Origin of the sequence: Parasedimentitalea maritima, assembly GCF_005771405.1 — a bacterium.
GTDB classification, from domain to species: domain Bacteria; phylum Pseudomonadota; class Alphaproteobacteria; order Rhodobacterales; family Rhodobacteraceae; genus Parasedimentitalea; species Parasedimentitalea maritima.
The window spans coordinates 224,808-247,041 of the sequence record NZ_VAUA01000002.1; the positions used below are offsets into that span (position 1 = coordinate 224,808).

General features: G+C 55.7%; 24 protein-coding genes, 3 tRNA genes and 1 pseudogene. 20 read left to right on the plus strand and 8 right to left on the minus strand.

Features of this window, described 5'->3' with window-relative positions:
• Nucleotides 1–143: 143 nt before the first annotated feature.
• Together FEE96_RS04775 and FEE96_RS04780 are read left to right on the plus strand one after the other, a co-directional pair.
• A complete protein-coding gene (locus FEE96_RS04775) occupies nucleotides 144–1,304 on the plus strand; it encodes an alpha-hydroxy acid oxidase (RefSeq protein WP_138161877.1) in 1,161 nt (386 codons plus the stop codon).
• Nucleotides 1,305–1,430: 126 nt separating this feature from the next.
• The gene (locus FEE96_RS04780) at nucleotides 1,431–4,871 is read left to right on the plus strand and encodes a pyruvate carboxylase (RefSeq protein WP_138161878.1); all 3,441 of its coding nucleotides are present in this window, start codon (nucleotides 1,431–1,433) and stop codon (nucleotides 4,869–4,871) included.
• Between the two features lie 75 nt (nucleotides 4,872–4,946).
• Here the strand turns inward: FEE96_RS04780 and FEE96_RS04785 are convergent, their stop codons facing one another.
• Nucleotides 4,947–5,240, minus strand: coding sequence for a putative quinol monooxygenase (locus tag FEE96_RS04785; RefSeq protein WP_138161879.1), 294 nt, complete (start codon nucleotides 5,238–5,240; stop codon nucleotides 4,947–4,949).
• 165 nt (nucleotides 5,241–5,405) lie between these two features.
• Between FEE96_RS04785 and FEE96_RS04790 the strand changes: the two genes are divergently transcribed.
• Entirely contained in the window at nucleotides 5,406–6,308 is a 903-nt protein-coding gene (locus FEE96_RS04790; protein ID WP_138161880.1) for a LysR family transcriptional regulator, read from the plus strand.
• A 66-nt stretch (nucleotides 6,309–6,374) separates the two neighbouring features.
• Here the strand turns inward: FEE96_RS04790 and FEE96_RS04795 are convergent, their stop codons facing one another.
• The gene (locus tag FEE96_RS04795) at nucleotides 6,375–7,274 is read right to left on the minus strand and encodes a YHYH protein (protein ID WP_138161881.1); all 900 of its coding nucleotides are present in this window, start codon (nucleotides 7,272–7,274) and stop codon (nucleotides 6,375–6,377) included.
• A 151-nt stretch (nucleotides 7,275–7,425) separates the two neighbouring features.
• Between FEE96_RS04795 and FEE96_RS04800 the strand changes: the two genes are divergently transcribed.
• The 4 genes from FEE96_RS04800 to FEE96_RS04815 all read left to right on the plus strand — a co-directional run bounded on the left by FEE96_RS04800 (nucleotide 7,426) and on the right by FEE96_RS04815 (nucleotide 9,771).
• A tRNA-Gly gene (locus tag FEE96_RS04800) sits at nucleotides 7,426–7,500 on the plus strand.
• A gap of 143 nt (nucleotides 7,501–7,643) precedes the next feature.
• Nucleotides 7,644–8,603, plus strand: a complete 960-nt coding sequence (locus FEE96_RS04805) for a DNA cytosine methyltransferase (RefSeq protein WP_138161882.1) — start codon at nucleotides 7,644–7,646, stop codon at nucleotides 8,601–8,603.
• A 99-nt stretch (nucleotides 8,604–8,702) separates the two neighbouring features.
• On the plus strand, nucleotides 8,703–9,611 hold the full coding sequence (locus tag FEE96_RS04810) for a NaeI family type II restriction endonuclease (RefSeq protein WP_138161883.1): 909 nt from the start codon (nucleotides 8,703–8,705) through the stop codon (nucleotides 9,609–9,611).
• Between the two features lie 85 nt (nucleotides 9,612–9,696).
• Nucleotides 9,697–9,771 (plus strand) — tRNA-Gly (locus tag FEE96_RS04815).
• 110 nt (nucleotides 9,772–9,881) lie between these two features.
• On the opposite strand, the gene FEE96_RS23950 is transcribed toward FEE96_RS04815, so the two are convergent.
• Nucleotides 9,882–11,261 carry a calcium-binding protein gene (locus FEE96_RS23950; RefSeq protein ID WP_138161884.1) on the minus strand — a complete coding sequence of 460 codons (1,380 nt, stop codon included), beginning with the start codon at nucleotides 11,259–11,261 and terminating at the stop codon, nucleotides 9,882–9,884.
• 229 nt (nucleotides 11,262–11,490) lie between these two features.
• Between FEE96_RS23950 and FEE96_RS04825 the strand changes: the two genes are divergently transcribed.
• Together FEE96_RS04825 and FEE96_RS04830 are read left to right on the plus strand one after the other, a co-directional pair.
• A tRNA-Gly gene (locus FEE96_RS04825) sits at nucleotides 11,491–11,565 on the plus strand.
• A gap of 172 nt (nucleotides 11,566–11,737) precedes the next feature.
• Nucleotides 11,738–13,090: an aminotransferase gene (locus FEE96_RS04830; RefSeq protein ID WP_138161885.1), complete on the plus strand. Its 1,353-nt coding sequence runs from the start codon at nucleotides 11,738–11,740 to the stop codon at nucleotides 13,088–13,090.
• 60 nt (nucleotides 13,091–13,150) lie between these two features.
• On the opposite strand, the gene FEE96_RS04835 is transcribed toward FEE96_RS04830, so the two are convergent.
• Nucleotides 13,151–13,390, minus strand: coding sequence for an Lrp/AsnC ligand binding domain-containing protein (locus FEE96_RS04835; RefSeq protein ID WP_138161886.1), 240 nt, complete (start codon nucleotides 13,388–13,390; stop codon nucleotides 13,151–13,153).
• A gap of 169 nt (nucleotides 13,391–13,559) precedes the next feature.
• Here FEE96_RS04835 and hisB point away from each other — a divergent pair, with 169 nt between their 5' ends.
• From hisB to FEE96_RS23760, 3 genes and pseudogenes are all read left to right on the plus strand, one after another.
• Nucleotides 13,560–14,147, plus strand: a complete 588-nt coding sequence (gene hisB, locus FEE96_RS04840; protein ID WP_138161887.1) for an imidazoleglycerol-phosphate dehydratase HisB — start codon at nucleotides 13,560–13,562, stop codon at nucleotides 14,145–14,147.
• Nucleotides 14,148–14,564: 417 nt separating this feature from the next.
• The gene (locus FEE96_RS04845; protein ID WP_138161888.1) at nucleotides 14,565–14,882 is read left to right on the plus strand and encodes an imm11 family protein; all 318 of its coding nucleotides are present in this window, start codon (nucleotides 14,565–14,567) and stop codon (nucleotides 14,880–14,882) included.
• A 35-nt stretch (nucleotides 14,883–14,917) separates the two neighbouring features.
• Nucleotides 14,918–15,001: pseudogene (locus tag FEE96_RS23760) on the plus strand (imidazoleglycerol-phosphate dehydratase); the annotation flags it as partial.
• Nucleotides 15,002–15,026: 25 nt separating this feature from the next.
• Here the strand turns inward: FEE96_RS23760 and FEE96_RS04855 are convergent.
• Nucleotides 15,027–15,641, minus strand: a complete 615-nt coding sequence (locus FEE96_RS04855) for a DUF2306 domain-containing protein (RefSeq protein WP_138161889.1) — start codon at nucleotides 15,639–15,641, stop codon at nucleotides 15,027–15,029.
• An 85-nt stretch (nucleotides 15,642–15,726) separates the two neighbouring features.
• On the opposite strand from FEE96_RS04855, the gene FEE96_RS04860 reads away from it, so the two are divergent.
• Nucleotides 15,727–16,344: a TetR/AcrR family transcriptional regulator gene (locus tag FEE96_RS04860; protein WP_138161890.1), complete on the plus strand. Its 618-nt coding sequence runs from the start codon at nucleotides 15,727–15,729 to the stop codon at nucleotides 16,342–16,344.
• Nucleotides 16,345–16,397: 53 nt separating this feature from the next.
• The gene (hisH, locus tag FEE96_RS04865) at nucleotides 16,398–17,036 is read left to right on the plus strand and encodes an imidazole glycerol phosphate synthase subunit HisH (RefSeq protein WP_138161891.1); all 639 of its coding nucleotides are present in this window, start codon (nucleotides 16,398–16,400) and stop codon (nucleotides 17,034–17,036) included.
• Between the two features lie 54 nt (nucleotides 17,037–17,090).
• Here the strand turns inward: hisH and FEE96_RS04870 are convergent, their stop codons facing one another.
• Both FEE96_RS04870 and FEE96_RS04875 read right to left on the minus strand, forming a co-directional pair.
• A complete protein-coding gene (locus tag FEE96_RS04870) occupies nucleotides 17,091–17,528 on the minus strand; it encodes a hypothetical protein (RefSeq protein WP_212744733.1) in 438 nt (145 codons plus the stop codon).
• 348 nt (nucleotides 17,529–17,876) lie between these two features.
• Nucleotides 17,877–18,605, minus strand: coding sequence for an AraC family transcriptional regulator (locus FEE96_RS04875; RefSeq protein ID WP_138161893.1), 729 nt, complete (start codon nucleotides 18,603–18,605; stop codon nucleotides 17,877–17,879).
• Nucleotides 18,606–18,693: 88 nt separating this feature from the next.
• Between FEE96_RS04875 and FEE96_RS04880 the strand changes: the two genes are divergently transcribed.
• A complete protein-coding gene (locus FEE96_RS04880) occupies nucleotides 18,694–19,230 on the plus strand; it encodes a peroxiredoxin-like family protein (protein WP_138161894.1) in 537 nt (178 codons plus the stop codon).
• 78 nt (nucleotides 19,231–19,308) lie between these two features.
• Nucleotides 19,309–19,560, plus strand: a complete 252-nt coding sequence (locus tag FEE96_RS04885; protein ID WP_138161895.1) for a WGR domain-containing protein — start codon at nucleotides 19,309–19,311, stop codon at nucleotides 19,558–19,560.
• 8 nt (nucleotides 19,561–19,568) lie between these two features.
• On the opposite strand, the gene FEE96_RS04890 is transcribed toward FEE96_RS04885, so the two are convergent.
• A complete protein-coding gene (locus tag FEE96_RS04890; protein ID WP_138161896.1) occupies nucleotides 19,569–19,967 on the minus strand; it encodes a DUF2147 domain-containing protein in 399 nt (132 codons plus the stop codon).
• Nucleotides 19,968–20,098: 131 nt separating this feature from the next.
• On the opposite strand from FEE96_RS04890, the gene hisA reads away from it, so the two are divergent.
• From hisA to FEE96_RS04910, 4 genes are all read left to right on the plus strand, one after another.
• Nucleotides 20,099–20,821, plus strand: a complete 723-nt coding sequence (gene hisA / locus FEE96_RS04895; RefSeq protein WP_138161897.1) for a 1-(5-phosphoribosyl)-5-[(5-phosphoribosylamino)methylideneamino]imidazole-4-carboxamide isomerase — start codon at nucleotides 20,099–20,101, stop codon at nucleotides 20,819–20,821.
• Between the two features lie 26 nt (nucleotides 20,822–20,847).
• Nucleotides 20,848–21,111 (plus strand): hypothetical protein, encoded by a 264-nt coding sequence (locus FEE96_RS04900; RefSeq protein ID WP_138161898.1) that lies wholly within the window; start codon nucleotides 20,848–20,850, stop codon nucleotides 21,109–21,111.
• Nucleotides 21,112–21,247: 136 nt separating this feature from the next.
• Nucleotides 21,248–21,706: a DUF2867 domain-containing protein gene (locus FEE96_RS04905; protein WP_138161899.1), complete on the plus strand. Its 459-nt coding sequence runs from the start codon at nucleotides 21,248–21,250 to the stop codon at nucleotides 21,704–21,706.
• Nucleotides 21,703–22,134 (plus strand): YqaA family protein, encoded by a 432-nt coding sequence (locus tag FEE96_RS04910; protein WP_138161900.1) that lies wholly within the window; start codon nucleotides 21,703–21,705, stop codon nucleotides 22,132–22,134. Before FEE96_RS04905 ends, FEE96_RS04910 begins: the two co-directional genes overlap by 4 nt.
• The last annotated feature ends 100 nt before the right edge of the window (nucleotides 22,135–22,234 follow it).

A 22,234-nucleotide genomic window follows, 5' to 3' on the forward strand; every position in this document is an offset into this window, starting at 1 on the left:
CACTCAGCAATATTCGACCAATTTTGAGCCCCAAAACGGAATATAGACATATCAAGCGGGCAGCTTTCTTGCTAAATGTTTCAATTTCAATTTTGCTGCACCGCAGCACTTGATTTTTCGCGCAAGCCTTCCCACAAATCGCCATGGATTTAGATAGCCGCTACCCCGCTGTATCCGACCTAGCCCACCGTGCCCGTCGGCGGTTGCCCAAGTTCGTATGGGAGTATCTGGACAGCGGTACAGGAACCGAGGCGACCAAGGCCCGCAACCGGGCGGCGTTGGATCAAGTTGGTTTTTTGCCTTCCATTCTTCACGGTCCTATTGATATCGATCTCAGCACATCTTTGTTTGGTGAAACCCTTCCGCTGCCCTTTGGTGTTGCCCCCTTGGGTATGTCTGGGTTGATCTGGCCCGACGCCGAACGCCATCTGGCCCGCACCGCTGCAACGGCAGATATCCCCTACTCACTTTCTACTGTGGCGACACAATCGCCCGAGGACCTGGCTCCACACCTTGGTAAACAAGGTTGGTTTCAGCTATATCCCCCAAAAGATCCCGACATTCGCAAGGACATGTTGGCTCGCGCCAAAGCGTCAGGGTTTAAAGTGTTGATCCTGACTGCTGATGTCCCCGTGGCATCGCGCCGCGAACGGCAGGTGCGCTCAGGACTGACACAGCCACCTAAGCTGACACCCCGTTTAATGGCCCAGGTCATGATGCGGCCAGCATGGGCGATGGGTATGGCCCAGCGCGGCATGCCGCATATGCGGACACTTGATAAATACATCAGTGGTGAGATGGGCAATCTCTCTTCTACCGCTCATGTAGGCTATTTACTGCGCACCTCGCCGGATTGGGACTATGTCCAATGGCTGCGCGACCACTGGGACGGACCACTGGTGATCAAAGGAACAATGCGCCCCGAAGATGCATTGCGCCTGCAACAGATCGGTGCCGACGCCCTGTGGGTGTCAAACCATGCTGGTCGCCAGTTCGATGGAACCCCGGCCAGTATCGAAATGCTACCAAAGATCCGACAGGTCACGGACCTGCCGCTAATTTTTGACAGTGGCGTTGAGAGCGGCTTGGACATCTTGCGCGCACTGGCATTGGGGGCCAACTTCGTCATGCTCGGACGAGCTTTTCACTTTGCTCTGGCCGCGCTTGGCCCATCCGGTCCAGCCCACCTGATCAACATTTTGAAAAAGGATCTGGAGGCCAATATGGGGCAACTTGGCTGCTCGAGCCTGTTGAAGCTGCCCGCGCCTTATACGCTCCCAACCGCGCCCTACCCGAACCAATAGGAAACAATACAGCATTAAGAAGCCGCAGAAACACACCATCTTGCCGGTTATACCCAGTACTACGAGTATACCTGCCTTTAAGATGTGCCTAACACTTCCTCCAAACTGCACGACCCCGAGGGTGACATGACAGACTTCAAAAAAATCCTGATTGCCAACCGTGGCGAAATCGCCATCCGCGTAATGCGCGCCGCCAACGAGATGGGTAAAGCCACCGTTGCCGTCTATGCCGAAGAGGACAAATTGGGCCTCCATCGCTTTAAGGCGGACGAGGCTTACCGCATTGGCGAAGGTATGGGGCCGGTTGCCGCCTATCTAAGCATCGACGAGATGATCCGTGTCGCTAAGGAATGCGGTGCAGATGCCATTCACCCAGGCTATGGCCTACTGTCAGAAAATCCCGATTTTGTTGACGCTTGTTCGCGCAATGGCATCACCTTCATCGGCCCCAAGGCCGAAACGATGCGCGCATTGGGTGACAAGGCCTCAGCTCGCCGGGTTGCTGTCAAAGCTGGCGTTCCAGTGATCCCCGCTACCGAAGTCCTAGGCGATGACATGGATGCCATCCGCAAGGAAGCAGCGGAAGTTGGCTATCCTTTCATGCTCAAAGCCTCTTGGGGTGGTGGCGGTCGCGGCATGCGCCCGATCTACGGCGAAGATGAGCTGGAAGAGAAGATCTTGGAAGGTCGCCGCGAAGCCGAAGCCGCATTCGGCAATGGCGAGGGCTATCTGGAGAAGATGATCCAGCGTGCCCGTCACGTCGAGGTTCAGATCCTGGGCGACAAGCAAGGTGGCATCTATCACCTGTTCGAACGTGATTGTTCAGTCCAACGCCGCAACCAGAAAGTGGTTGAACGCGCGCCCGCCCCCTATCTAAGCGAAGAGCAACGCACTGAGATCTGCGAGTTGGGTCGCAAGATTTGCGACTTTGTCGGCTATGAATGCGCCGGTACGGTCGAATTCCTGATGGATATGGACGACGGCAAATTCTACTTTATCGAGGTGAACCCACGTGTGCAGGTGGAACACACCGTCACCGAAGAAGTCACCGGCATCGACATCGTGCGCGCTCAGATCCTGATTGCCGAAGGCAAATCAATTGCCGAGGCCACCGGCAAGGCCAACCAGGATGATATCGTTCTGACAGGCCATGCGCTGCAAACCCGTGTGACAACCGAAGATCCACAGAACAACTTCATCCCCGACTACGGCCGCATCACCGCCTATCGCTCCGCCACGGGTATGGGCATCCGCCTGGACGGCGGCACCGCCTATGCAGGCGGCGTCATCACCCGCTACTATGACAGCCTGTTGACCAAAATCACCGCCAAGGCGCCAACGCCGGAAATGGCGATTGCCCGCATGGACCGCGCCCTGCGCGAATTCCGAGTCCGTGGTGTGTCGACCAACATCGCCTTTGTCGAAAACCTGCTGAAGCACCCAACCTTCCTCGACAACAGTTACACCACCAAATTCATCGACGAGACACCCGAGCTGTTCCAATTCTCCAAGCGTCGGGATCGCGGCACCAAGGTGTTGACCTATATCGCTGATATCTCGGTCAACGGGCACCCGGAAACTGAAGGCCGCGCTGCACCGCACGCCGACCTCAAGGCCCCACGCCCACCCAAGGTCGCGCCCGGCAACCTGCCCTATGGCACACGTAACCTGCTGGAACAAAAAGGCCCACAAGCCGTAGCCGATTGGATGAAGGCCCAACGGCAATTGCTGCTGACCGACACCACAATGCGCGACGGCCACCAATCGCTTCTGGCCACTCGGATGCGCTCGATCGACATGATCAAGGTCGCCCCGGCCTATGCCAATAACCTAAGCCAGCTGTTCTCTGTCGAATGCTGGGGAGGTGCGACTTTTGACGTGGCCTATCGCTTCTTGCAGGAATGCCCATGGCAGCGCCTGCGTGACCTGCGCGAGGCAATGCCGAATGTGATGACCCAAATGCTGCTACGCGCTTCTAACGGCGTCGGCTACACCAACTACCCCGACAATGTGGTGCAGAGCTTTGTGGCCGAGGCCGCCAAAGGCATTGATGTCTTCCGCGTGTTTGACAGCCTCAACTGGGTAGAAAACATGCGCGTCGCCATGGATGCCGTGGTCGACAGCGGCAAGATCTGTGAGGGCACGATCTGCTACACAGGTGACATCCTTGACCCCAACCGCGCCAAGTATGACCTAAAATACTACATCGGCATGGCCAAAGAGCTGGAAGCCGCCGGTGCCCATGTTCTGGGGCTGAAAGACATGGCTGGCCTGTTGAAACCTGCCGCTGCCCGCGTACTGGTCAAGGCTCTGAAGGAAGAAGTCGGTCTGCCGATCCACTTCCACACCCACGACACCTCGGGCATTGCCGGCGCCACTATCTTGGCCGCTGCGGATGCCGGCGTCGATGCGGTCGATGCAGCCATGGACGCCTTTTCAGGCGGCACCTCACAGCCCTGCCTTGGCTCGATTGTCGAAGGGTTGCGCAACACCGATCGTGACACTGGCATTGATATCGCCACTGTGCGTGAAATCTCGGATTACTGGGAGCAGGTCCGCGGCCAGTATGCAGCCTTTGAAAGCGGCATTCAGGCCCCCGCCTCTGAGGTCTACCTGCACGAAATGCCCGGTGGTCAGTTCACCAACCTCAAAGCACAGGCCCGCAGCCTCGGCCTGGAGGAGCGCTGGCACGAGGTCGCTCAGACCTATGCCGACGTAAACCAGATGTTCGGTGACATCGTTAAAGTGACGCCGTCGTCCAAAGTGGTTGGCGACATGGCGCTGATGATGGTCTCTCAGGGCCTATCCCGCACCGAGGTTGAAGATCCTGGCACAGACCTGTCTTTCCCGGATTCCGTTGTCGACATGATGCGCGGCAATCTGGGCCAACCTCCTCAGGGTTTCCCGGATAGCATCGTCAAAAAGGTCCTCAAAGGTGATGCGCCAAACCTGGAACGCCCGGGCAAACACCTAAAGCCGGTTGATCTCGAAGCCACCCGTGCCGAGTTGATCGCAGAGTTGAATGGCAAGGCAATCGACGACGAGGATCTGAACGGCTACTTGATGTACCCCAAGGTCTTCCTTGATTACATGGGGCGCCACCGAACCTATGGTCCAGTGCGCGCGCTGCCCACCCAGACCTTCTTTTACGGCATGGAGCCGGGTGACGAAATCGAGGCGGAAATCGATCCTGGCAAAACCCTGGAAATCCGCCTGCAGGCCATCGGCGAGACCGACGAAAAGGGCGAAGTCAAAGTGTTCTTCGAATTGAACGGTCAGCCCCGCGTCATCCGGGTACCTAACCGCTTGGTGAAATCCTCAACTGCCGAACGCCCCAAAGCCGAAGCAGGCAATGACGACCACCTTGGCGCGCCAATGCCCGGCGTTGTCGCCACAGTGGCGGTACAGGTTGGCCAGCAAGTCCACGAGGGCGACCTTCTTTTGACCATCGAGGCTATGAAAATGGAAACTGGTATCCACGCCGAATACGATGCGGTGATCAAGGCCGTTCATGTCCAAGCCGGAACCCAGATCGACGCCAAGGATCTTCTGATCGAACTGGAATAGTCCTGAGCTAAGAGACACAAAATTGGGCCACGACATCCCCTGTCGTGGCCCAATTTGGTATCAAAACATCCCTGACTAAACTTTCGACAGAACCCAACTTTGAGGCGGCTGGCTCAGCATGCTTTTCAGTTTCGCCCACTCTCCAGAAGCAATCAAAGCGTCAAGGTGCGCCTGATGCTGGATCTGACTTTGCCAATCTTCGACCAGGATGTAGTGCGGTGTCGAACCTTCTGTGCGTAGAACACGCACCCCTTCACAGCCAGACACCTGAGGTAAACTTGCCTGCACACCTTCCATGGCCGTGTGAAATGTCGCCAATTGCGCCGGATCGGGCGTCAGCGTGACGTGAACAATATGTGCTGGAAACATAGGTTTTCCTACTTTGCTTTTTGGGAACACGCAGAACACAACCGCGCGATCAACCAAGTTACGTTTCAAATTCAAAACGGTGAGCTATAAGATGAATTAACCAGATCTGAACTTGACGCCAACATCTCTCCATCCGCCCTTCTTTACGACAGGAATTTTCCAAACATGCCTTTCAAAAATGGAACACACAGCTGGGATGACTTACGACTGTTTTTGGCTGTTGCCAGTGAGGGCGGCCTAGCCAATGCAGTGTCCAGATCCGGGGTAAGTGCACCAACACTCAGCCGTCGCATAAGTCACTTGGAAAACACTTTTTCCATGATCCTGTTCGATCGCCACCCCGGTGGTGTCACCCTGACACCTCAGGGCCGGGAACTGCTGGAAAAAGTTCAACAGATGGATCTGCACAATCAAGCCATCCACAGCTGGCGCACGCGCCAAGATCCACGGCCATTGGTGCGGGTGACGGTCGGGTACTGGACCAGCATCTATTTGACGCGAAACCTGGACAGACTTTTCACCAGTGCACAAAGCCCACGTATTGAATTGTTGTCAGGTTCGCAATTTTTAAACTTGTCACGGCGCGAAGCCGACATTGCTATTCACAACAAACAACCAGACCAGCAAGGATTGAAGCGCCACCGCATTGGGCCCGTTACATTTGCCATTTTTGGGTCGCCGACCTACTGCACGAGCCATCCTCAAAGCTACTCCGAAGAACGCTATGCAGCCTGCGACTGGGTAATCCCGTCACAAAGCGGCGCAACGGGTGGATCATCCAGCTGGCTGCGGCGAAAAATTGGAGAAACCGCGCGTCTGGTCTGCGACACGCCTCAGGCAGTACTAGAAGCCGCCGCTGCAGGAGGCGGGCTTTGCATACTTCCATGCTTTATTGGCGTGAACGAAAGCAGGTTGGTACAGGTTTCTGATCCACTTGCTAGCCTTCCTCACGAACAGTGGCTGGTGACCCATGAAAACAGCAGCGCGCTTCCACATGTCCGTCATACCGCTAATGCTATTGCCACATTGATGAAACAGCAGCAGGTTGGAATTGACACCGCGAACTGACGGAGGTTCGCCGTTCCGCTTCACTGGCTCAAAATCATTCTAGACGTGACGTGTGCCAAAGGCAGTTCATCTTCTCCGTTTTGTAAAGCTACGATCCGCCTCGCCTTTCAGGCAGCGCGGAATCACAGGGAAGCTCTGACTAAGGAAATAGGCGTAAGTGCCACCCGGAAATTCATCTGTCACCACCTGGGCACCATTACATTCGTCCAGCGCGCCCGATCCCGCCTGATATTGGTAGTCCTGCACAAAGGCCCCGTCATGGCGCCCGCTGGGGGCTGCCCCACCTGGGCGATTGCCCGGTTTCAAGCGATAAGAACTGGTCATTTCCCGCACCTTACCATTCACTTTGGCGGTCATTGCGTAAATCGGGAAACCGTCCGCCGCGTAACCGATCAGAGGCGACGCCTTGTTTGAGGACCAGCCCAATTGCTGCATCAACCCCCAGGGAAGTCCGTGATAGTGATAGGCCCCACTTGGTTGCACATGTGCATAGTTCTGATCCAGCCCCAGTGTCACAGCCCCTCCCAAAGCCTCATATTGCCAGCCAGATTGTTGTTTCCCTTTCCAGAACTCTGCCGCCGCCGGATCAAAAGGAACCCCGTTAACCGCAATGCCAAACAATCCCGCCATACCAAACGCCTTGGCAACACGTGGCAATTGATCGGTATCTGTTGAGAACCGGTAGTTCTGTGACTTGATCTCATGGGGATTGCCCCGGTTGGGGAACTGCCCCACTGCGTGATCCGGGATACCATTGGCGCGGATCTTCACTGTATCGCCACTGGCCCGCAGTTTGACCTTACTGCCACGCAACTGCACCGTTGCTGCCACAAGGTCCAAGTTTTGGGCCTCGGTCGTTGTGTGCTGCCGCATCGGCCGTCGCCCCTGCGCGTCGCTCTGCAAAACAAACCCAACAGTGATAAGTCCGCCTAAAACTACCAGCTTGGCTGTATCAGAAACACGCATGCTCAATTCCTCTGATTTTCAATGTACGTTAAAAGGTTTTACGCAGGGCCCAAGCCGCTCCGTCGGTGTTTCTAAAAAATATTTGCTTCCAGTTCGTTTTGCACTTGCGGCGCAGGCGCGGACTTCCTATTTCAGCCCTCACCGACGGTATGCGGGCGTAGCTCAGGGGTAGAGCATAACCTTGCCAAGGTTAGGGTCGAGAGTTCGAATCTCTTCGCCCGCTCCATCGGTCAATTGAACAGGGTCGCCTTCGGGCGGCCCTTTCGCATTTCTGGCTCAGGCACTAGTGTCCTGCCTTGCGGGGAATCAGCTCAACCGCTAAGAACAGAGCAAGAACGCCACCCATGGCGCCAATAACAACGAGGTAGCATGCTGACATCAGTTGAACTTTGCGCAGGTGCGGGCGGTCAGGCCCTCGGACTGGAAAAAGCCGGATTTGATCACGCCGCTCTGGTCGAGATCGACAAGCATTGCTGCGCCACCCTTCGCCACAACCGTCCCAACTGGAATGTGCTCGAAGAAGATGTTCGCCTGTTCAAAGAGCGCGCGTCCGATTTTGCCGGTATTGACCTGCTGGCTGGTGGCCTGCCCTGCCCTCCGTTCTCGGTCGCAGGTAAGCAACTGGGCGAAAAGGACGAACGTAACCTGTTCGACGATGCGCTGGAAATTGTCGCAGCCACCCGCCCCAAAGCGGTGATGATCGAAAACGTGCGCGGTTTTCTGGGTGCGGTGTTTCTGGACTACCGCGAGAAGCTGAAAAAGCAACTGGGAAAGCTGGGCTACACCACCGACTGGCGGCTGCTGAACGCTTCGGACTACGGCGTACCGCAGCTGCGCCCTCGGGTGGTGATTGTCGCCCTGCGCAAGGAATACACCGATCAATTCTGCTGGCCTGAACCGCTACCCCATAACCCAGCCACCGTCGGCGAAACACTGATCGACCTGATGAAGGAACGTGGCTGGCGTGGCGCTGACGACTGGGCAGCCAAGGCTGATGAGATCGCGCCCACAATTGTTGGCGGATCGAAAAAGCACGGCGGCCCCGATCTGGGTCCAACCCGTGCCCGTAAAGCCTGGGCCTCGCTGGGCGTCGAGGGCCGTACCATCGCCCCCGAGGCCCCGGATCCGTTCCATAACGATATGCCCCGCCTGACTGTGCGCATGGTGGCCCGCCTACAAGGCTTTCCTGACGACTGGCATTTCACCGGCGCCAAGACCAACGCCTACAAGCAGGTTGGAAATGCCTTCCCTCCACCAGTGGCACAAGCTGTCGCCACTCAACTGAAAGCAGCCATTTCCAAGCCAAATCTGCATGTCGTGCGGGCCTGATACCTTGCATCTAAGACCGTACCTGACCTTGGGGAGGCGTGACGCGCCTTCCCAAGGTCAGGCGCTGTCCGACTCATCGGTCGGACCAGTGGCACAGTAATGAAAAAAAACATGCCCCCAAGCCTGATCCAACCAGGCCACCCAGATTTCAAATTGCTGTCATTGCTGCAGACCGAAATCACCGCCCGTGCTGGTGGCGCTCTTGCCTTGGCGGATGATTTCCCCGCCATGCTGCGTACTTGCATCGACGATGTGATCATGACCCCAAAAACCGGACGGCGTAGTTACGAAGAACTGGAGAAGACAGAAAAGACCTATATCGGCACCCGAGTCGAAATCGAACTGCGCGCCTTGCTACGCTTGAAACGCGGCAAGCTGGACACAGTCATCCTGGACCAGGATGTCGACATCAAGAACACCATGGGCAGCAACTGGATGATCCCAACCGAAGCGGTGGATCACGTCTGCATGCTGGTCGCAGCAGATGAGGTGCGCGCCCGCTGCTACCTTGGCCTAATCGTCGCGAAACGTGGCTATCTAACCGCCGGTCAAAACAAAGACGCTAAGCGGTCTATCTCGGCTGATGGGTTCCAGCACATCCTTTGGCTACTCTGTGATCACCCCTACCCGGCCAACTTCTGGCGCACGGTCGACGAATCCATCGTGGAACAGATTTTCAACTGCGACACGGGCAACGCCCGCATGGCAGCACTGTTTCGCGCGATGCAGAACCAACCGATCTCCCGAGATGTGGTCGAGGCGGTGGCAATGCAAAAAGACTTCATGCGCAGGGTGCGCTCAGACAAGGGCCATGGAACGCGTGATCTGTTGGAACAGGACGGCATTCTGCTGCTGCAAGGCCAGTTACACGGCCAACTGATCAAGGCGCTGGACCTGCCCCACTGCTCGCCCAGCGAGTTTATTTCCTGTCGACCAACCACCGTTTTGCAACATCGTATGGCGGCGCAGGCCGGTTTCAATCTGCCCCAGATTGCTGGGCAACCGTGAAATCTACATCCTTGGCATTTTTTTCTATTTTACCTCTTGCGGCGGGGGCCGGGAAATTCTATTCAGCGCCTCACCGATACGGAGTGCGGGCGTAGCTCAGGGGTAGAGCATAACCTTGCCAAGGTTAGGGTCGAGAGTTCGAATCTCTTCGCCCGCTCCAATCGGAACCAGCGAAACGGCCGCCCATTGGGCGGCTGTTTGCATTTGGAGCGGTGTTCCAAACACAAGGCGAGTTGGCGCCCTATCAAAGGCCACCAGAACTGCTGCCGATCAAACCAGAATTACATCGCTGTCCAGCAACTGCTGAATGGTAACATCCTCAATGATCAGAATACTCGGAGCCGACGCTGGGTCGCTGTTATCGGACTGACCATACAGCACGACGTTACCGCTTTCCTGAACCAAATCCGCAGCGTTGGCCTGCGCATATCCCGCTCCAACTGCAATCCTCAACTCATCCTCAGTCACGTCAAAATCGGTGATCCTTGCAACACCAGCCATCGCGTTAAAATAGAACGTATCGGAATCACCATTGCCTTCCATCAACGTCGTGCCCTCACCTGAATAAAGCGCATCATTGCCGCGACCACCAGACAACACATCATTGCCCTCATCGGCCCTAAGTGTGTCGCTTCCGCTCTCGCCTAACAGCGTATCATCCCCTGAACCGCCATTGATTTCGTCGGCTAGATACCCGCCAGTAATATGGCCATCGCCAGCCCCACCATCCAACTCGTTTTCGCCTGCCCGAACGCGAATGGTGTCATTACCCTCGCCACCGTCGACGGTGTCATCACCAAAATGCCCAAAGATCAAATCTTCGCCACTGCCCCCTCTCAGTAGATTGTCATTCCATGTAGACGCTACCAGAGTATCGTTGCCGATTCCGCCATCCAGCGTATCGAAGCCAGAACCACCTTCCAAATAGTCATTTCCGGCGCCTCCATATAGCTCGTCGTCGCCATATGCTCCTAGGATGCTATCGTTTCCTGCCCCACCGTCGGCAAATTCAGAGGAAGCTGAGGGGCTGTAGTTATCGCCAATGTGGCCGCTGAGGTAGTCATTGCCGTCATCGCCTAACAGGGTGTCATCTCCTGAGTTTCCAAAGAGACTGTCATTGCCGCTGCCCGCAGTTAGGTGATCATTGTCATTTCCCCCCTGCAACAGATCCGCACCTCCTAATCCGAGGAGGAGGTCTGCGCCTACGCCACCAAGAAGCACCGATGCTTCCACTCCGCCAAACAACGTATCCTCGCCGACACCGCCGAGCAGCGTATCAAAACCACTCCCCTGCCCCGTGCCGCTACCAGCGATCAACAGATCAGCTCCGCTGCCCCCACTTAGATAATCTGACCCAATTCCGCCCAGCAAAGTGTCATCACCAGAATTCCCATAGAGAAAATCACTGGCCCCTCCTCCAGTCAGCAAATCATTACCCAACCCAGCTGAGACAGTGTCGCCATCTGTTGCCGTGTCGTCCCCAGCACCTGTGAAGGTGTCATCACCCTCCAACAATGCCACTATCTGACCGCTTCCATCCAGAATTGTGCCATCACCATCCACTGAACTGTCAGAAACAACATCTGTTACTGATGTTCCCAGCCAATCTACGATCAGGGTTTCAAATCTCTGCGGCAATCCATAGGGCATAATAGATCCTTTCAAATGTGCGCTCAGAGGTCTCTCCCGGTCGGCAAAAACCAGAGCGATACGACAAATCTAAAGGGAAGCGAGCTTGCCGTTCCCTCAAAACAACTTAAGAAAGAATTTACGACAGGTAATTCTCCTCAAGGCCTTTGGGATATTTTTTGTCACCCATCGTCACTTCGCTCTTGCAGCTCCCGCTAGGAAATTCTATTGAGCGCCTCACCAACGGAATGCGGGCGTAGCTCAGGGGTAGAGCATAACCTTGCCAAGGTTAGGGTCGAGAGTTCGAATCTCTTCGCCCGCTCCAGTTGGCCCACCCTACCTCGGGTGGATTTCGAAAGGCCGCCTTCGGGCGGCCTTTTCGCATTTTGGACTGCAAATTTTGCACCTTCGGATTTTTTGATCAAATTCCTTTGACGAAGACGTAAAAACCGGTCAATCCTGCGCTCAAGCAACCGCGCCACAACAGGAGTTCCGGCATGGCCCCAGTCATCTACCCTTACACAAATTTCACCGCCGTCGAACAACTGTGCCTAGAGCGCGGCGAAGGCATTTATGTCTATGACACCGACGGGAACAAATACATCGAAGGCATGGCTGGCCTGTGGTGTACTTCACTGGGATACAGCAACACAGAAGTTGTCGATGCCATCACAGAGCAACTCAATACCTTGCCGTTCACCCATACTTTTGGTGGCAAGACGCATGAGCCGATCAAGCAGCTTGCTGATAAACTGCGCGATATGGTGCCGGTTGAAGACGCCTATTTCTTCTTTGGCAACTCGGGCTCTGATGCCAACGACACCCATTACAAAATGCTGCGGTATTACTTCAACGCCATCGGCAAGCCCGAAAAGCGCAAGATCATCACCCGCGAACGTGGCTACCACGGAGTGACAGTCGCGGCAGGATCGCTGACGTCGCTGCCCGGCAACTTGGCCCACTTTGACGCCCCGGTAGAGGCCTTAGGCGTTTTGCGCGCCGATGCCCCGCACTATTATACCAACCGTCAGGGCAACGAGACCGAAGCGCAGTTTGTTGACCGCATCATCAGCAATCTCGAAGAGCAGATTTTAGCTGAAGGCCCCGACACCATCGCGGCGATGATTGTTGAGCCTATCACCGGCGCATCTGGCGTCATCGTCCCCCCCGAAGGGTATTACGAAAAGTTGCAGGCGGTCCTGCGCAAGCACGACATTTTGGTCTGGGCGGACGAGGTCATCACCGGGTTTGGTCGCACAGGCAATGATTTTGGCTGTACCACCATGGGCATCAAACCCGATCTGATGTCCTTTGCCAAACAGCTCAGCTCGGCCTATTTCCCGATCTCTGCTGCAGTCATTCCTGGCTGGATGTACGAAGCGATGATTGAACAAACCAATCAGATGGGCGTGTTTGGCCAAGGTTATACCTATACCGGTCACCCGGCGGCCTGCGCTGCGGCCTTGAAGACCCTCGAGATCTATGAGCGCGACAACCTGTTTGTTCACGCCGCCAATGTCGGTGACTATTTGCAAGCACAGCTGCGGGAAGCATTCACCGATCACCCGTTGGTAGGTGAGGTTCGCGGCAAAGGTCTGATCGCAGCGTTAGAGCTGGTCTCCAACAAAACCACTGGCGCCAGCTTTGATGGCGGCATCGCCGGGGCCACATCGCAAAAGTTCTGTCAGGCCAATGGCCTGATCTTGCGTGCAGTAGCTGGGAACGCCTTGGCACTGTGTCCGCCGTTGATCATCACACGTGACGAGGTTGATGAGCTGATGGGCAAGCTGAAGGCAGCGATCGACAGCACCTATGCTGAGTTAAAAGAAAAAGACCTGATTGCCGGGTAAAACCGGACCCAACGTCGCCGGATACGCCTGATCTCCCACGGGGAAGATCAGGCGTAAATCTCAAAACACCTTGAAGGTCATCGTGGTCAAAGACCGCTCGATCCCTTCGATCACCAATAGGTGGTCGTTGATAAACTTGCCGACATCTGCGTCGGCGGGGATGTATAACTTCATCATCAGGTCATAATCTCCGCTGGTCGAATAGAGCTCCGAATGGATTTCTCTCAGTGCAATATCCTCGGCGACTTTGTAAGTGGTGCCGGGTTTGCAGCGGATCTGGATGAAAACACAGGTGGACATGAATAGCCTCGGGTTTGTCAGGTCAGTTTAGCCCAAGCTGGCACGCCCACCATCCGGGCGCAATCCCCTGCCCCTTTGGCAACACCTGTCGACCAATCACAGGCACACCCTTGAGCCGCCCTACCTCCTTCCCCTATAAGCGCCCCGGATATAACAAGGATTTGCCGTCATGCGCACAGCCAAGATCAGCCGCTCGACCAATGAGACCTCGATCAGTGTCGAGATCAATCTGGATGGAACCGGAACCTATGACAACCAGACCGGCGTTGGCTTTTTCGACCATATGCTGGACCAGTTGTCGCGCCACTCGCTGATCGACATGACCATCCGCGCCGAGGGTGACTATCACATCGACGACCACCACACCGTCGAGGACACCGGCATCGCCCTGGGGCAAGCCTTGGCCGCCGCATTAGGCGACAAGAAAGGTATCCGTCGTTACGGCGAATGCCACCTTGCAATGGACGAGGCTCAAGTACGCTGCGCTCTGGACCTGTCGGCACGGCCGTTTTTGGTGTGGAACCTGGATATCCCAACTCAGAAAATCGGCACCTTCGATACTGAGCTTGTGCGTGAATTCTTTACCGCTTTTGCGACCCACGGCGGCATCACCCTGCACGTCGACAAAATCCACGGTTTCAACAGCCACCACATCGTCGAGGCCGCATTCAAATCCGTTGCCCGCGCGCTGCGTCCAGCCGTTGAAACCGACCCACGCAAGGCCGATGCAATTCCTTCAACAAAAGGGGCGCTCTAGGCACCTTTTAAAAGAACATGTTCAGTAAGCGGCACATCAATAGTCACCAGCCCGATGGCCGCAGCCAAATCGATTTTACAAAGGTTTAGTGCTATGAACTATTACTGGCTTAAAACAGCCTTGGGTGCACGGGGTGGTAGTCTGAAATGGTCTGAAACCAAAGAAGAGCGACAGATCGATCCAAATGCCAATCGTTGGTAAGTTACAGATGCAGATCGCGCTCCGCTTGGGCCTTTCCCAGGCAAAATTCTTGAAGAAATTTCTGATCACTGGGCGCTAAGCTTTTCACAAAACGATAGCTTGCCGGACACTTTCAGAAGTTTGAATTCCTTCCATTTCACTGGAGCCCCTTTTGCAAAAAAGGCGGTGTGCGATGTCTTTGTGAAGTTCGCTGAGGGGAACTGTGAAGTTATAGAAATGGAGAAAATTTGGTCGTTACATGACAATGCGAAGGTTCCAGAACGATATTTTGTCCTAAATGTATTTAACGCAGCTGAGGTAATAGATTACGCGACCGCTCCCATGGGGGAAGTAAAGAACCCCAAAATCGGCAATCAACTTTCACTGCGCACTCTGAATGTAAAGAAGTTCAAAGTAAAAAATGGCGCATTTAGTGGGCGCCACCTTTTAAGAGATGCCAAAACCTCTGAATGGTTCTGCGATGACGTATTTCGTGAGGAAATCAAGAACACTACCCCCGGAACTTATAAATTCAATGCCGTTGCAACTGTCTAACTAAGGTCGGTCTTCTTTGACCGCATGCTGGACCTGCCGTCGCCCGCGCCCTACGCCCAGCAGTTGAGACCGATCCACGCAAAACAGATGCTATCCCCTCAACAAAAGGGGCGCTCTAAGCGCCCCCATCCTCAGGTCCTGATGTTAGGGTGCAACTGGTGACGGCGCGTTTGACCGCCTGAGAAACCATTCTGTGACCATTAGATTGGGCACCCAACACAGCCAAGCCACCAGCGTATATCCTGCCTCTTCGCCCAGTGACATGAACAGAAACGGCAGATAAACCCGCAATGTGACCGCGGCAAATGTCAAACCAGCCGAGCGGATCATCCAACGCTGGTGTTCAGCAATACGCCCTTGCCGCGCCAACCAAATTCCGTAACCTGTGCTGCCCAACCAGGCCACTGCAAGCAAGCCAAAGCCCCAGGCCGCCACCGGACCCGATGTGGTGCCAAATGCCATCAGCAGGCTACCAATACCAGCCAGCAGAATGCTTCCCCCATAAACGCGGCCAATCCAACGATGCACGTACGGCCGCTTTGTCCGCAGCCCTTTCCAGAATTGAAACGGCATCAAAATCAGGGCCAAGGGCGCCAAAGTGATATGGGCAAAGAAGGCCCATCGCCGCTCGACGGCGTGGTAGGCGACAAAATCCATCGATGTTTCGACTCCCAAGGCCATAAACCGCCAAGAGGCCAGCACCACTCCTAAGCATAAGAACCAAACCAGAAACACCCGCATCCGCGATACATAAATCATGAGACATCCTTGCGTCATTGCCGAACTTGACACTGTAAAGATCAGAGCAACTTGACACTGTCAAGTCAGCTGATAATTTCTGCTAATGACCGATGATCAAAACTCAAAGCCGCATCACCACGGCGATCTGCGTAGCGCATTGATTCAGGCTGGCATTGCCTTGCTGAGTGAAGGTGGCAAAGATTCGCTAACTCTCCGAAAGTGCGCGGCACGGGCTGGCGTATCACACGCAGCCCCGGCCCATCATTTTGATGGAATCAGCGGATTGCGCGGTGCCATTGCCCAGGAAGGGTTTCGCTTATTTCGTCTGTCCATGCTCAATGCCAGTGGCACCGAAAATCAAAGCGAACTTGACCACCTCAAGGCCATCTGCAGCGGCTACCTTAACTTTGCCATTGATAACCCGGCATTGTTTGACCTGATTTTCAGCTCCGCCCCGATGGAGGGTCTGGAATCGAACCTCAAGTCCGGCACTGCCTTTTCCTACGACGTATTACGCAAAGCCTGTGCGCCCTTTGTTCAGCCCGGCCAGGACCCGATGATCATTGAAACTCAGGTCTGGTCCCTGATCCACGGCTACACCCACCTGTATATGGCCAGCCGGTTTGGCCCGGTTGACCTCAGCCATCAAGCGCGCGGCCCTTTTGATCAAGTGGTGTCTTTGCTTGACGCACTGGTAGTCAGCAACGCTACCAAGGCTTGACCTTTAACGCCATTCACGACAGGTGAAAGAGACCTTACAAGAGACCATACACAATGCTGACCGCCATCATCGACTATGAATCCGGAAACCTGCATTCGGCAGAAAAGGCGTTTCAGCGCATGGCGCGGGAAATGAACGCTGGCGACGTGGTCGTGACCTCAGACGCTGATCTTGTGGCCCGTGCGGACCGGCTGGTTCTGCCCGGCGACGGCGCCTTTCCGGCCTGCGCGTCCGAGCTGCGCGGTCACAAGGGCATCTATGACGCCATGGTTGACGCGGTCGAAAACAAGGGCCGTCCTTTTTTGGGCATCTGCGTCGGTATGCAGCTGATGGCCACCACCGGCCACGAGTACAGCGAAACCGCCGGCATCGGCTGGATCGGCGGTGACGTGGTCAAGATCACCCCCACCGACAGCATGTTAAAAGTGCCGCACATGGGTTGGAACAATCTAGTCATCGACAATGACCACGCAATGTTTGACGGTATCAAATCAGGGGATCACACCTATTTTGTGCATTCCTATCAGTTTCAGGTCCGCAATGCGGCGGAACGTCTTGCTCATGTGGACTATGGCGGCGACGTCACCGCCGTGATTGGCCGCGACACCATGGTCGGTATGCAGTTCCACCCGGAGAAAAGCCAGGACGTGGGGCTGCAGATGATCGGGAACTTTTTGACGTGGAAGCCGTAAGAGCTAGGCTTCCACTCAGATGCCACTTTGCCCAGGACCGAACAGGCCCCTCGATCAATGCAATACCTCCGCAAATTGCTGCCATTCGAGCAAGTTGATCCTGAAATACCGTATTGTTGAGAATGCCAGAACTGCGCCGATAACAAAGTAACCTGGCACTCGTCCCAATGCGTAGCCACGCTTGAATATCCCAACAATTCCCGTCGTTACGGCAACAAGCAACAGAAATATCGAGAGCGCAACGCCACCAAAAGCTATCTGCAACGCTTGTTCGGTTTCGACCTGCCCGGCAGCTGCAACGAGCGCCAAATAAAGACAAGCAAGTCCCCCAAGGACAACTCCCAGCAAAGAACAGATCACTTTTGCCCTTCCGGAAGTCTGTCGCATTGGGGTTTTCAAATCTCCAGAATGCACGGTTGAAGATTTTTTGGCGCGGGAAGACCAATGTTTGAGGATTTCGCGGCCCATCATGAAGACACCGAACAAGGTCATTACCGCTCCGGCAACACCAAGCCCAACCGCGACACCAGCCTCGCTGCTATCCCGGATCATTTCGTAATGCTCGCTACTGAACTTCAAAATGTGATTGCCAAGTGTCATAATGATCCCACCCACAATCAACCGAACCACGCGCAATTTATGCGCCCCAGCTTGCTTTGGACTTCTCTGCTCTTGCCCCATTGGCTGCTGCGGAGAATTGGCCCCAATTCGCTGTAAACGCGCTTGAAAATCTGCTGTCGACATAGGGCTGGGCTCCAAATTTCTTAGCTAATAAACGCGCCCTATGTGTACCGTAAATATGTCAATAATCAGTCGTCGGCATGAGATATTCAGCATCCTCTAACCAACCCGCCGCAAAGCCACCGGCGCGATACCATAGGCGCGACGAAAAGCCCGACTGAACCCCTCGGGCGAGCCATAGGCATAGCGCCGCGCCACTGCTTCAACCCGGTCTCCGCGTGCTAGATCCTGATGCGCCAGAATCAATCGCCACCGACGTAGATAGCCCATCGGCGTCTCGCCGACCTCGGTCGAAAACAGTTGGCAGAACCGCGACAATGACAACCCAGCCTCTTGTGCAAGGTCATTGTTCGTCCACAACCGCCCCGGATGGTCGTGCATCGCAACAATCGCCCGACTTAACCGCGCATCCGACAACCCGGACAACAGCCCGGGTTCTGTTGCGCCCCGTTCGATCTGTCCGCGCAGCAGTCGCACCATCAGCACTTCGCCCAGCCGGTTGACCACCGATTGCGCGCCACAGCGCCCGCCCTGCACCTCATCACTCATCAATTGAACAAGGGCCTGCGCCTCCGGGGATTGAATCAGGTCATAATCCACCACCGGCGGCAGCGCTGCTAGAAACGGATTGCTCTGCCCCGACCACTCCACCTGCGCAGAGAGGATCACCTGCCCTTCCACAGCATCAAGGATTCCACCCGTGGGAAAAAACACCAGCCGCTCCGGCACACCCGTCACGCCAGACAGGGCCAGCAAATTGGCATCCGCCACAGCGGCGCCGCGAACTTTCAGATGGAACCGCTCCATCAATGTGGTCAATCGATCCATGACTTAGGGGTTCCGGTTTGGTTTTTCGGATTTTACAGACCTTAAGCCCAACTACGATGGGCCTCAAGCATATTCACAGGAGCACCCAATGCTGATTCCACGTCAAAAAACCCCAAACCTATCGCTGCAAACCCTGGATCACGGGACATTTGATCTGACCACTGAAGGCGGCGAACGCGGGACCGTGATTTGCTTTTACCGGGGCCTGCATTGCCCGATTTGTGCCAACTACCTGAAAGAGTTGGAGAAGCGCGTCGCTGATTTTGCCGAACGCGGTGTGTCCTGCATCGCGATCAGTACCGATGGCGAAGAACGTACCCGTGCTATGGCCGACAAGATCGAAGCGAAATCCCTTCGCTTTGGCTATGGACTGCCACTTAGCGTTGCCAAGGACTGGGGTCTGTACGTCTCAACCTCGCGCGGCACCACCTCCATCGGTATCGAAGAACCCGCTTTGTTTTCAGAACCCGGCTTGTTCATGGTCAGCCCGGACCAGTCCCTGTACTATGGCTCGGTCCAGACCATGCCATTTGTGCGGCCGCATTTCTCAGAGTTGGTTGGGGCACTAGATTTCGCCATCGCCAACGACTATCCAGCCCGCGGCGAATATACTGGCGAGGTTTAACCCTAGCGAAGGCAAGTGATGGACACGCCAAACAGTTAAGGGCATACGGGCCGGACGCTTTCAAATCAGGTCCAGCCCGTGCAGATCCGTCTCGAAAAATTTGACCACCATCAGGGTCAGCATCGTTATTGCGTGCTGAGCCTGTATCAGACGCTGTTTGGAGACTGGTGCGTGGAACGGATTGCAGGCCCTCTTGGTGCCCCGGGCGGCCAACAAAAACGCCTATACCTCGGCAGCTATGCCGAGGCGCTGAGCACCGTTGAAAGCCACCGCGACAGGCAGGTCAAACGCGGGTTTGTCCCGATCCCAGTGCAATTGGGCCTGCTGTAAAACTTAGGTCACTTAATTCGTGTCCAGTCTTGACCACGGCAAATCAATCCCCCCGCGACGCAGCCTTTGACCTCCAGAGTATTGCCACTTAACGACATCTTCGATGCATAGGTCTTGTCTGCGTCTGGCGCCCAGATCTTACCACCGCTGTAATACCCCTCACCATCACCGCTCATATCCCACAGCATTTTCTTGCCCAAATGCTCATAATCGCTCTGAACCGTACCCGACTTGTCATATGCGGAATCGATTCTGCCGCAGATCGCGCTGCCACAAGGGGCAATATTCACATGCAAGTAGCCGCCAGTTTCACCCGGCGCTGTCCGCCAGACACCCGCTACCGGATCAGCCGAGGCCACACCAGCCAGCCCCACCACCATCGCCATCCCAACTACCCATCTATTCATCTCACTTCCTCCCTTTGATGGCGTCACTGTGACCCAGTCCGCCAATTTCAGGCAAGGTTGACTTGGGGTCGCGTTGCATTCCGGGCCGCGCTTGTGCAAAACACTGCCGAGCACTACTGAAAGGCACCGCAATGATCCTCTATCCCGCCATCGACCTCAAAGACGGCCAGGCCGTGCGGCTGCTGCATGGCGACATGGACAAAACCACCGTGTTCAACGACAACCCCGCCGCCCAGGCGCTGGAATTTGTCGAGGCTGGCTGCGAATGGCTGCACTTGGTTGACCTAAACGGCGCCTTTGCTGGTGAGCCGGTCAATGCGGCTCCGGTCGAGGAAATCCTGAAGCAAACCAAGGTCCCCGCCCAACTGGGCGGTGGCATCCGCGACATGGCCACAATTGAGGCCTGGATCACCAAAGGCCTCGCCCGCGTCATTCTTGGCACCGTTGCAGTCGAAAACCCCGATTTGGTCCGCGAAGCTGCGCGCGAATTTCCCGGCAGGGTTGCCGTGGGCATTGATGCCCGCAACGGCAAAGTCGCCACCAAGGGCTGGGCGACCGAAACCGATGTCATGGTCACCGAGCTGGCCAAGTCGTTCGAGGACGCAGGCGTAGCCGCCATTATCTACACCGACATCATGCGCGACGGTGCGATGAAGGGCCCCAACGTCAGCGCGACCGCAGATCTGGCCAATGCGGTCTCGATCCCGGTCATTGCCTCGGGTGGTGTCTCCTCGCTCGACGACCTGCGCGCGCTGAAATCCTGCGGTGCGAATCTCAACGGCGCCATCTCCGGCCGCGCGCTTTATGACGGGGCGATTGACCTCCAAGAGGCACTGGCGGTGCTGAAGGGATGAACTGGAAGAGAGGCAAATACGTGGTAATGATTGCGATCATCGCGCTCTGCCTCTACCCGGCCTACCTTGTCTACTGGGCCAGTAGTTTTGCAGATGAACATGGTTGCAAACTACACGAAGGGTTCGTGAATCCTTGTGTCGTCAACGCTCATGACTACGGCGAGCAGCTTTACAACTCCTTCGCTTCCGGCTGGTTCATGATTATCACGGTTCCGGTTGCGACGGTTACTCTGTTGGTTCTACTGAAGTCGAGCTTGCTCAGTATTTTCCGCGCACTCAGAAGACATTAGGGATTGTGCATTCTGGAACTTAGCTTCATTCCCAGTCCCTTTGTCGCAGATGAACGTATGAATAGCGCCATCAATTTATCGGTCTGCACGACGGTTCAACCGGGTTCAGTGGCTTTTCAATCATCAAGGACTACAAATGTCCCACACAAAAAAGACGCAACTGCCACAGCACTCCCTGCTGCATGACTATGTCCAGCAGGGGGATTTCATGGATTGCTACGCCTGCGCTACCGATTTATCGGTGGATCAGGCCGCAGCCCGCGCCATGGAATTCCCCGGCTGGGCCAAGGGCCTGCTGCGCCTACGCAACATTCTGGTCGCCCCGCTTGGCCTACGCAGCGAGTTCCCCGAAGGTGAAAAGATCGGCCCCTTTCCCATCGACCAGCGTACTGAGAATGAGATCATTCTCGGCCTGGATGATTCCCACCTGAACTTTCGGATTTCCATCCTCAAGGACGGAACGCAGGCCTATTGCGCCACTTGGGTGCATCGCAACAACTGGCTGGGCCGCGCCTATCTGGCGTTGATTATGCCCTTTCACGTGCTGATCGTGCGCAACGCGGTCAGCCAGATCTGGCGCCCCGACACCAAATGATCTGGTCCCTGTCCGGCCTGTTCCTACTGTCCTTCTCCGCCGCCACCCTGCTGCCCGGCGGCTCCGAGGCCGCCCTGCTGCTACTCGCCGCTGAGGGCACATACACCACGCTGACGCTGCTCATCGTGGCTAGCATCGGCAACATCCTCGGCTCGCTTGTCAACTACGCGCTGGGGCGCTACGCCCTGCACTTCCAATCCCGCCGTTGGTTCCCAGTCTCCCCCAAACATCTGCAAAAAGCACAAGCCTGGTTCACCCGCTGGGGCCAATGGTCGGTTCTAGGTGCATGGCTGCCAATCATTGGCGACCCAATCACCGTTGCGGCCGGTGTCATGCGCATGCACTGGCTCACCTTCCTGATCCTCGTCACCCTCTCCAAAACCCTGCGCTATGCTGCCCTGTTGAGCCTGTTCAACAGCTTTGTCTGAGCGCTGGAAATCCACGCCTTGCTCACTTAACTTTCTTGCACAACAAGAGGACAAAAATGACCGTTTGATATAAAGGTATAAACAATTGAAAGCTTTGATT

Coding starts and splice junctions, on each gene's coding strand:
- FEE96_RS23950 (WP_138161884.1), bottom strand. CDS start 11,261: ATGCCCTATGGATTGCCGCAGAGATTTGAAACCCTGATCGTAGATTGG.
- FEE96_RS04880 (WP_138161894.1), top strand. CDS start 18,694: ATGCTGATTCCACGTCAAAAAACCCCAAACCTATCGCTGCAAACCCTG.
- FEE96_RS04870 (WP_212744733.1), bottom strand. CDS start 17,528: ATGACCTTGTTCGGTGTCTTCATGATGGGCCGCGAAATCCTCAAACAT.
- hisH (WP_138161891.1), top strand. CDS start 16,398: ATGCTGACCGCCATCATCGACTATGAATCCGGAAACCTGCATTCGGCA.
- FEE96_RS04810 (WP_138161883.1), top strand. CDS start 8,703: ATGAAAAAAAACATGCCCCCAAGCCTGATCCAACCAGGCCACCCAGAT.
- FEE96_RS04805 (WP_138161882.1), top strand. CDS start 7,644: ATGCTGACATCAGTTGAACTTTGCGCAGGTGCGGGCGGTCAGGCCCTC.
- FEE96_RS04835 (WP_138161886.1), bottom strand. CDS start 13,390: ATGTCCACCTGTGTTTTCATCCAGATCCGCTGCAAACCCGGCACCACT.
- FEE96_RS04855 (WP_138161889.1), bottom strand. CDS start 15,641: ATGATTTATGTATCGCGGATGCGGGTGTTTCTGGTTTGGTTCTTATGC.
- FEE96_RS04900 (WP_138161898.1), top strand. CDS start 20,848: ATGATTGCGATCATCGCGCTCTGCCTCTACCCGGCCTACCTTGTCTAC.
- FEE96_RS04790 (WP_138161880.1), top strand. CDS start 5,406: ATGCCTTTCAAAAATGGAACACACAGCTGGGATGACTTACGACTGTTT.
- FEE96_RS04845 (WP_138161888.1), top strand. CDS start 14,565: ATGGAGAAAATTTGGTCGTTACATGACAATGCGAAGGTTCCAGAACGA.
- hisB (WP_138161887.1), top strand. CDS start 13,560: ATGCGCACAGCCAAGATCAGCCGCTCGACCAATGAGACCTCGATCAGT.
- FEE96_RS04785 (WP_138161879.1), bottom strand. CDS start 5,240: ATGTTTCCAGCACATATTGTTCACGTCACGCTGACGCCCGATCCGGCG.
- FEE96_RS04890 (WP_138161896.1), bottom strand. CDS start 19,967: ATGAATAGATGGGTAGTTGGGATGGCGATGGTGGTGGGGCTGGCTGGT.
- FEE96_RS04875 (WP_138161893.1), bottom strand. CDS start 18,605: ATGGATCGATTGACCACATTGATGGAGCGGTTCCATCTGAAAGTTCGC.
- FEE96_RS04780 (WP_138161878.1), top strand. CDS start 1,431: ATGACAGACTTCAAAAAAATCCTGATTGCCAACCGTGGCGAAATCGCC.
- FEE96_RS04775 (WP_138161877.1), top strand. CDS start 144: ATGGATTTAGATAGCCGCTACCCCGCTGTATCCGACCTAGCCCACCGT.
- FEE96_RS04830 (WP_138161885.1), top strand. CDS start 11,738: ATGGCCCCAGTCATCTACCCTTACACAAATTTCACCGCCGTCGAACAA.
- FEE96_RS04905 (WP_138161899.1), top strand. CDS start 21,248: ATGTCCCACACAAAAAAGACGCAACTGCCACAGCACTCCCTGCTGCAT.
- FEE96_RS04795 (WP_138161881.1), bottom strand. CDS start 7,274: ATGCGTGTTTCTGATACAGCCAAGCTGGTAGTTTTAGGCGGACTTATC.
- FEE96_RS04860 (WP_138161890.1), top strand. CDS start 15,727: ATGACCGATGATCAAAACTCAAAGCCGCATCACCACGGCGATCTGCGT.
- hisA (WP_138161897.1), top strand. CDS start 20,099: ATGATCCTCTATCCCGCCATCGACCTCAAAGACGGCCAGGCCGTGCGG.
- FEE96_RS04910 (WP_138161900.1), top strand. CDS start 21,703: ATGATCTGGTCCCTGTCCGGCCTGTTCCTACTGTCCTTCTCCGCCGCC.